The 6,576-nt window shown below is 68.5% G+C and carries 3 protein-coding genes; all 3 read left to right on the top strand.

What is annotated here, in order from left to right; translation table 11 throughout:
* A partial coding sequence (locus tag GA0115259_RS16065; RefSeq protein WP_370747926.1) for a right-handed parallel beta-helix repeat-containing protein occupies positions 1–1,254 on the top strand: 1,254 nt, incomplete at its 5' end.
* 126 nt (positions 1,255–1,380) lie between these two features.
* Positions 1,381–2,709, top strand: coding sequence for a UDP-glucose dehydrogenase family protein (locus GA0115259_RS16060; protein WP_093596946.1), 1,329 nt, complete (start codon positions 1,381–1,383; stop codon positions 2,707–2,709).
* 449 nt (positions 2,710–3,158) lie between these two features.
* Positions 3,159–6,576: CARDB domain-containing protein (locus GA0115259_RS16055; protein WP_107469199.1), on the top strand; the 3,418-nt coding region annotated here is incomplete at its 3' end.

Here is a 6,576-nt window from a genome sequence, read left to right as displayed (position 1 = left end):
CCACCGCCCCAGGCTCCGCCTCCGGCCGAGCCGCCGCACTCACCGGAGCCGCCCCGCAGGACCGGGCCGGCCGGACTGGCCGGGCTGGCCGGCGGACTCCCCGGCGGGCTCGCCGTCTGGCTCTCCGGAGGCGCGCTCGTGGTCGCCCTGATCGCTCTCGCCGTGGCCGTCTCAGGCGGCGACGGCGACGGCGACGGATCCAAGGTGACGGCCGGAGCCACCACGGCGGGACCGAACGCCACCTGGTCCATCCGGCCCGGCACCCTGCCCAGCGATCCGGGCGAACCCGATCCGGTGGTGACCGACGACCCGACGGCCTCCCCGGGCGCCGCGGGCGCGGCCTCTCCCGCGCCCACCGCGAAGGTCGACTGCCCGCCCGCCTCGGTCACGGTGACCGACGCGCCCTCGCTGGAGGCGGCGCTCGGCCAGGCACAGCCCGGCGACAGCATCCTGCTCTCCGACGGCGTCTACCGAGGCGAGTTCACCGCGAAGACCCCGGGCACCGCCGAGCAGCCCGTATTCCTGTGCGGAGGCCCGGACGCGGTCATCGACGGCGAGGACATCAAGGGCGGTTACGCCGTCCATCTCGACGGCGCGAGCCACTGGCGGCTGGTCGGCTTCACCGTACGCAACGGCCAGAAGGGCGTGATGGCGGACCGCGTGCAGGGAACGGTCATCCAGGGCCTGACCGTCGAGCAGATCGGTGACGAGGCCATCCATCTGCGTAACTTCAGCTCGGACAATGTGGTGCGGGACAACACCATCCGGGCCACCGGGCTGCGCAAGGAGAAGTTCGGCGAGGGCGTCTACATCGGCTCGGCCGAGTCCAACTGGTGCGCGGTCACCGGCTGCGAGCCGGACGCGAGCGACCGCAACACGGTGACCGGCAACCGCATCAGCGGCACCACCGCCGAGTCCGTCGACATCAAGGAAGGCACCACCGGCGGCAAGGTCACCGGCAACACCTTCGACGGCTCGAAGCTGAGCGGCTCGCACAACGACTCCTGGGTCGATGTGAAGGGCAACGGCTGGCTGATCGAAGGCAACACCGGGCGCCATGCCCTGGAGGACGGCTTCCAGACCCATCAGATCCTCAAGGGCTGGGGCACCGGCAACACCTTCAAGGGCAATACCGCGCAGGTGGACGGGCCCGGCTTCGGCTTCAACCTCACCTCCGACGGCAACAAGGTCACCTGCGACAACAAGGTGACCGGCGCGGCCAAGGGCCTCGCCAACGCCGACTGCGCTTCCTGACGGAGGCGGACCGCCGACCGATCCGCCCGATCCGCCCGGTCAGCGACCGATCAGCCCCGTCCCACCAGAACCGCCAGACCTACCCGTCCCACCGTCCCTACGCTCCTGACGCTCCTGGAGGCCGGCATGACCACCCCATCCCCTCGTCTCACCGTCATCGGCACCGGCTATCTCGGAGCCACCCACGCCATCTGCATGGCCATCCTGGGCTTCGACGTCCTCGGCGTGGATGTCGATCCCGTCAAGATCGAGCGGCTGCGCTCGGGCGAGGTGCCCTTCTTCGAGCCCGGTCTGCCGGAGCTGCTCGCCAAGGCCCTGGACTCCGGGCGGCTGCGCTTCACGACGAGCTCCGAGGAGGCCGCCGAGTTCGGCGACGTCCACTTCATCTGTGTGGGAACACCGCAGCAGAAGGACTCGTACGCTGCCGATCTGACCTATGTCGACAGCGCGGTCGAATCGCTCGCCCGGCATCTGCGCAGACGCGCGCTGGTGGTCGGCAAGTCCACCGTGCCCGTCGGCACCGCGGCCCGGCTGACCGAGCTGGTGCAGCGGGTGGCACCGGCCGGTACGGACGTGGAGCTGGCCTGGAACCCTGAGTTCCTGCGCGAGGGCTACGCGGTGGAGGACACACTGAGACCCGACCGGCTGGTGTTCGGTACGGGCTCGGAATGGGCCGAGCAGCAGCTCCGGGCCGCCTTCGCGCCGGTCATCGCCCAGGACACACCGGTGGTGGTGACCGATCTGCCGACCGCCGAGCTGGTCAAGGTCGCGGCCAACTCCTTCCTCGCCACCAAGATCTCGTACATCAACGCGATGGCGGAGGTCTGCGAGGCCACCGGCGCCGATGTGACGGGCCTGGCCACCGCGCTCGCGTACGACGACCGGATAGGCGGCCGGTTCCTGAAGCCGGGACTCGGCTTCGGCGGCGGCTGTCTGCCCAAGGACATCCGGGCCTTCACCCACCGGGCCGAGGAGCTGGGCGTCGGCCAGGCCGTCGCGTTCCTGCGCGAGGTGGACGGCATCAACCAGCGCCGCCGTGCCCGTACCGTCGATCTGGTACGGGAACTGACCGGCGGTGAACTCAGCGGTGTCCGGGTGACCGCGCTGGGCGCGGCCTTCAAGCCCAACTCCGACGACATACGTGACGCGCCGGCCCTGGATGTGGCCAGATCGCTCCACCGGTCGGGCGCCCATGTGACGGTCGTCGACCCGGCGGCCACGGAGAACGCCCGTCGCGCCTTCCCCGAACTGGATTACGCGACGGACGCGATGACCGCCGCGGTCGGCGCCGATGTGGTGCTGCTGCTCACCGAGTGGACCCAGTTCCGCGAGATCGATCCGCACGCGATGGGCGAGGTGGTCGGCCGACGCCGCATCGTCGACGGCCGCCACGCCCTCGACCCGGCCCAGTGGCGCGCGGCAGACTGGGAGTACCGAGCACTGGGCCGCCCCTGATCTCCCCGGTCAGACATGGCCTAGATGCATTGATCACGAGCGTTGTTGACACCGGCCGGGCTTGATCACCGGTTGAGGTCCAGCAGCATGGAGCGTTTGCCCACGCCGGTGTCGGCGTGGGCATCTGCGTTCTCGGGGGAGCTGGGGCCAGTTCCCTCACCGGCAGACGGGACGGCATGCGAGGCGTGCGAGAACCGTTGACAAACCAGTGACATGATTGGAACCTTTGACTCGCAAAAAGCTGGATAACCAGCTCAATTTTTTTGCGCTCTTCGTGCAACTTCACAGCAGGGCCTCTCACTCGCCTGCTGAGGTCTGTCACCGCACCGCGTACCACGCACCTCCTGCACCCGCTAGACGCGTGACGCGGGTCCCGCGCGTCGCACGGCCGGTCCGGATCCGCGGGCCGCCGCTCTCTCGTTCCGCCGATCCGACGAACAGAGGACACCATGAAACGGAAACAGCTCCGCTGGCGGTTGATCATCGGCGCGGTCATAGCCGCCATGATCTCCGTCGGGCTTCTGCCCGTCTCCGCCTCCGCGGCCGACCGTCCCAATCTCTCCCTCGGCAGGTCCGCCTCGGCGAGCGGATCCGAGGGAAGCCATCCCGCCTCCAATGTCACCGACGGCAATCAGGCGACGTACTGGGAGGGACCGAACAACGCGTTCCCGGCGTGGATCCGCGTCGACCTGGGCGAGGACACCGCTGTCGACCGGGTGGTGCTCAAGCTGCCGACGACATGGGAAGCCCGTACGCAGGCCCTCAGCGTGCAGGGCAGCACCGACGGGATCACCTTCGGCACTCTCTCGGCGTCGGCGGGACGTGGGTTCGCTCCGGCCGCGGGCAACACCGTCACCATCGACTTCACCGTCGCGAGCGTCCGTTACGTACGGCTGAACATCACCGGTAACACGGGCTGGCCCGCCGGACAGGTCTCCGAGTTCGAGATCTACGGTCCGGAGAGTGACGGCGGAGGCGACGGCGGAGACGGCGGCGGTGGCGAGGAGCCCACCGGCACCAACCTCGCGCGTGGCAAGGCCATCGCGGCCTCGTCGACGGTCTTCAACTTCGTCGCCACCAACGCCAACGACGACAACACCGGCACCTACTGGGAGTCCGCCGGCCATCCGTCGAACCTGACGGTGAAGCTCGGCGCCAACGCCGACATCACGGGAGTCGTGGTCAAGCTCAATCCCGACGCGGTCTGGGGCACCCGTACCCAGAGCATCCAGGTGCTCGGCCGTGACCAGGCCGCCACCGGCTTCACCTCGCTGGTGGCCCGCGCCAACTACACCTTCAACCCGGCGACGAACCAGAACTCGGTGACCATCCCGGTCACCGGACGCGCCGCCGATGTCCAGCTCCAGATCTTCAGCAACACCGGCGCCGGCGGCGGACAGATCGCCGAGCTCCAGGTCATCGGAACACCCGCGCCCAACCCGGACCTGACGGTCTCGGCACTCTCGTGGAGCCCTGCCTCGCCCGTGGAGAGCGACACGATCAGGGTGAACGCGACCGTACGGAACGCCGGAACGGCCGCCTCCGGTGCGACCACCGTCAATGTCAGCCTCGGCGGAGTCGTGGCCGGCAGCGCTCCGGTGGGCGCGCTCGCCGCGGGCGCCTCGACCACGGTCGCGGTCGAGACCGGCAGGCGCGCGATGGGCAGTTACCGGGTCACCGCGGTGGTGGACCCGACCGACACGATCATCGAGCAGGACAACGACAACAACAGCTTCACCGCGACCTCGGAGCTGGTGGTCGCGCAGAGCCCCGGCCCCGACCTCCAGGTGCTCGGCATCGAGTCCAGCCCGCAGAATCCGGCCGTGGGCGCGGCGGTCCGCTTCACCGTGGCGGTGAAGAACCGCGGCACCACCGCGACGGGCGCCACCACGGTCACCCGGGTGGCGGTGGGCGGCACCACGCTCAACACCGACACGCCGTCGATCGCCGCCGGCGCGACGGCCAATGTGAGCATCAACGGCACCTGGACCGCCACCAACGGCGGAGCCACCATCGTCGCCACCGCCGACGCGACCAACACCGTCGCCGAGACCAACGAGACCAACAACACGTTCTCGCACTCGATCGTGGTCGGGCGCGGTGCGGCGGTCCCGTACACCGAGTACGAGGCCGAGTCGGGCCGGTACCAGGGCACACTGCTGGAGGCCGACCCGCTGCGCACCTTCGGGCACACCAATTTCGCCTCCGAGTCCTCCGGGCGCAAGGCGGTGCGGCTGGGCAGCACGGGCCAGTTCGTGGAGTTCACCTCGACCAACCCGGCGAACTCGATCGTGGTGCGCAACTCCATCCCCGACGCCCCGAACGGCGGCGGTACGGAAGCCACCATCAGCCTCTACGCCAATGACACCTTCGTCAGGAAGCTGACGCTCTCGTCCAAGCACAGCTGGCTGTACGGCGATACCGACGGCCCCGAGGCCCTGACCAACACGCCTCAGGCCGACGCCAGGCGGCTGTTCGACGAGTCGCACGCGCTGCTGTCGACCACGTACCCGGTCGGTACCAAGTTCCGGTTGCAGCGTGACGCGAACGACTCGGCGTCCTTCTACATCATCGATCTGATCGATCTGGAGCAGGTGGCGCCGCCCGCGAGCAAGCCGGCCGAGTGCACCTCGATCACGGCGTACGGCGCGGTGCCCGACGACGGGATCGACGACACGGAAGCCATCCAGCGCGCGGTGACCGCCGACCAGGAAGGCGCCATCTCCTGCGTATGGATCCCGGCGGGCCAGTGGCGCCAGGAGAAGAAGATCCTCACCGACGACCCGCTGAACCGCGGGCAGTACAACCAGGTGGGCATCAGCAATGTCACGATCCGCGGCGCGGGCATGTGGCACTCCCAGCTCTACACGCTGACCGAGCCGCACCAGGCCGTCGGCAGCATCAACCATCCGCACGAGGGCAACTTCGGCTTCGACATCGACAACAACACCCAGATATCCGACATCGCCATCTTCGGCTCCGGCACCATCCGCGGCGGCCCGGGCGGCGCCGAGGGCGGAGTCGGCCTCAACGGGCGCTTCGGCAAGAACACCAAGATCGCCAATGTCTGGATCGAGCACGCCAACGTCGGTGTCTGGGTCGGCCGCGACTACGACAACATCCCCGACCTCTGGGGTCCCGGCGACGGGCTGGAGTTCAGCGGGATGCGTATCCGCAACACCTACGCCGACGGCATCAACTTCACCAACGGCACGAGCAACTCGCGGGTGTTCAACTCCTCGTTCCGCACCACCGGTGACGACTCGCTGGCCGTCTGGGCCAACCGGTATGTGAAGGATCCGTCGGTCAACATCGCGCACGACAACCAGTTCATCAACAACACCGTGCAGTTGCCGTGGCGTGCGACCGGTATCGCGGTCTACGGCGGCTACGGCAACAAGATCGAGAACAATCTGATCTACGACACGGCGAACTACCCGGGCATCATGCTGGCGACCGACCACGATCCGCTGCCCTTCTCCGGGCAGACCCTGATCGCCAACAACGCCCTCCACCGCACCGGCGGCGCCTTCTGGAACGAGGATCAGGAGTTCGGCGCCATCACACTGTTCCCGCAGGCCAGGGATATCCCAGGCGTCACGATCCGGGACACCGACATCTACGACTCGACGTACGACGGCATCCAGTTCAAGACGGGCGGCGGCAATATGCCGAACGTCGTGATCAGCAATGTGAAGATCGACAAGTCCAACAACGGCGCCGGGATCCTGGCCATGAGCGGCGCGCGCGGCAACGCGACACTGTCCAACGTGACCATCACGAACTCGGCCGACGGCAATATCGTCACCCAGCCGGGATCGACCTTCGTCATCACGGGCGGAGCCGCCGCGGCGGCACGGAACCGCA

This window comes from Streptomyces sp. MnatMP-M17 (assembly GCF_900091995.1).
GTDB lineage: Bacteria > Actinomycetota > Actinomycetes > Streptomycetales > Streptomycetaceae > Streptomyces.
This window is presented reverse-complemented; position numbering and strand designations above follow the sequence as displayed.

Excerpts from the sequence above, each read along its gene's own strand:
- GA0115259_RS16060 (WP_093596946.1), top strand. The coding sequence starts at position 1,381 with ATGACCACCCCATCCCCTCGTCTCACCGTCATCGGCACCGGCTATCTC.